This is a genomic window from bacterium (assembly GCA_024224155.1).
Classification (GTDB): domain Bacteria; phylum Acidobacteriota; class Thermoanaerobaculia; order Multivoradales; family JAHEKO01; genus CALZIK01.
Genome location: JAAENP010000437.1, coordinates 1 through 2,523 on the forward strand (window position 1 = coordinate 1; position 2,523 = coordinate 2,523).

A 2,523-nucleotide genomic window follows, 5' to 3' on the forward strand; every position below is an offset into this window, starting at 1 on the left:
ATGAACTCGCTAGGCGCCAGGGTCATGGTGGTCCAGGGATTGCGGCCCTTGGCTCGGTAGTCCTTCCATTTGAATGTCACGCCATTGTCGTCGAGGGCGATCAGCCGGCTGTTTGAGATGGCGACCCGGTGGGTGTAGCGGCTGAGATAAGCGAGCACCGTTTCAGGCTCACCGTCGAACGGGGGCTTGGCGTGGACCACCCACTTGATCTTACGCAAGGGCGCCAGATAAGCCGCAAAGGCGCGCTGCTCGGCCAGTCTGGCATGGTCACCGAAGAACTGTAGGCGGCCTGCCTTGTGGGCCGCTGCGAGCATTTCCAGGAACCGGCGCTTGAACCGCTGCGAGAGCACGCGCACGTGCAGAAAGAAGCGTGGCCGGCAGGAGATCCAGCGCTCGCCGTCGAGTGAGATCCCGCCGCCTGGCACGATCATGTGAATATGGGGATGATGCGGGAGTGCCGAGCCCCAGGTGTGGAGCACGGCGGTGAGGCCGATGCGGGCGCCGAGATGCTTGGGGTCGGCGGCGATGGTGATCAGGGTCTCGGCGGCGGCCCTGAACAGGATGCCATAGACCTCGGCCTTGTTCTGATAGGCGATGTCGGCGATCTGAGCCGGCAGGGTAAAGATCACATGAAAGTAGGTCACCGGCAGGAGCTCGGCCTGGCGCGCGGCCAGCCAGTCCTTGGCCGCCGCAGCCTGGCACTTGGGACAGTGCCGGTTGCGGCAGGAGTTGTAGGCGATCTGAACATGAGCACAGTCCTCGCAACGCGCGACGTGCCCGCCGAGCGCCGCTGTGCGGCAACGCTCGATCGCCGACATCACCTTGAGCTGGCCGAGGCTGAGATGCCCTGCCTGGGATTGTCGCCAGGCAGGGCCATGGGCGCGGAAGATATCCGCGACCTCCAGCCCTTCACGCGACACGAGGCCGCCAGCTTTACGAGGCCTTGTTTTTCTTTCTCACCGCGAGCATCTCCAGCGGGCCCTTGACCGAGCGGAGGGTCTTGCTGGCGACTTGGCTATAGCGCGCCGTCGTGTCCAATTTCCTGTGCCCCAAGAGCACTTGGATCACACGGATGTCCACGCCTTGCTCCAGGAGATGGGTAGCAAAACAGTGCCTGAGCGTATGCAGACAGACGCGCTTGTCGATCCCAGCGGCCTCCCTGGCGCCGTGGAAGGCGCGATTGAGCTGGCGGGTGGTCAGCGGGTTGACCGGGTTCTGGCCGGGAAACAGCCAGCCCCCGGGCAGGGCCACGCCGCGGTTCCGGGCGGCACACCACCAAGCGCGCAGGAGATCGAGCAGAGCCGGCGACAGCATGGCATAGCGGTCCTTGCGCCCCTTTCCCTGTTCCACTCGGATCGCCATGCGCTCGCTATCGCTATCGATGTCACCGACCTTGAGCGAGACAATCTCCGAGGCACGCAGGCCCGCGCCATAGGCCACGCCGAGCGCCGCCTGGTACTTGGGCCCCCGGGCCGCATCGAGAAGACGCCTGACCTCCTCGGGGCTCAGGACCACCGGCAGCCTGTGCGGCTGGCGAACCGTCGTCATGCCGACCTGCGCATCGCCCCGGCCCAGCGTCACCGTGAAGAAGAAGCGCAAGGCCGAGACCGCCGCATTCATGCTCGTGGCCGCGGCCCCGATGGATCGCATGTGCAGCTGATAGCGCCGCAGATCCTCCGCGCTCGCCCGATCCGGCGAGCGACCGAAAAAGGCCGTGAAATCCCTCACCGCTCGGATGTAATCTGTCTGGGTCTTCGGCGCGAAACCGCGGACCGTCATGTCCTCGATCATGCGTCGGCGTAACGGGCTGATGGTTTTATCCGTCATGGGGCTGCTCCTGTCTTGAGTGAGGCTCGAAACCCCAAATCTCAACACAGGACAGACCCAGCCCGTTACCGCACAGTCCTCGCCCGACGCCACAAACTACCGCGAGAGCGGTTTAGTCCGGTGGCCGATTCCGGCCCTTCCGGTCGTCTCCGAAAAGGAACCTTTTTGCCGGGTATTTATCTCCAGAGAGCCTCTCAGGTCGTGCTCAGCACCGACCAGTCGGGTCGTATGCAAGAATGGCTTTTTCGCGCCGCATACCTTCGCGATACATGCCCTATAGAAGAGCTTCCCTCTGCCGACCGTCTCCAAATGGATGGCCCATGCCAGCCTGAAGGCCCCTCCCGGGCGACGGGCGACCTCTTGGGCAAGGAGGAACGCGAACTGGCCGCGTGCGTGGCGGCGGAGTACGCTTGCGCCCCGCAAGACTGCCCTCTTCCGAGCAAGGGAAGGACATCGAATTGAGCCTGTCGGAGCAACAGATCGAAGCTGCCCGGAAGATCGACCAACGGGTCAAGCAGCTCCGGTCCGTAGGGGCCGACAATGACAAGCTCCTGGCGCTGATGCACGATCTGATGCCGAACTTCAAGATCTTGCTCGACACGGCACAGCCGGGACAGATGGACGAGCTCTGTGTCCGCTTCGAGGGCTTCCATTATTACGCCAAGCTTCTCGAGAGGTTGGCCCAGGGTATCGCCA

General features: G+C 63.8%; 3 protein-coding genes. 1 reads left to right on the forward strand and 2 read right to left on the reverse strand.

The genetic code is table 11. The features are described from left to right. Together GY769_21525 and GY769_21530 are read right to left on the reverse strand one after the other, a co-directional pair. The coding region (locus GY769_21525; protein ID MCP4204499.1) for an IS91 family transposase at nt 1–920 on the reverse strand (920 nt) is incomplete at its 3' end. A 13-nt stretch (nt 921–933) separates the two neighbouring features. Then, nucleotides 934–1,827, reverse strand: coding sequence for a tyrosine-type recombinase/integrase (locus tag GY769_21530; GenBank protein MCP4204500.1), 894 nt, complete (start codon nt 1,825–1,827; stop codon nt 934–936). A 410-nt stretch (nt 1,828–2,237) separates the two neighbouring features. Between GY769_21530 and GY769_21535 the strand changes: the two genes are divergently transcribed. Further along, nucleotides 2,238–2,523: hypothetical protein (locus tag GY769_21535; GenBank protein MCP4204501.1), on the forward strand; the 286-nt coding region annotated here is incomplete at its 3' end.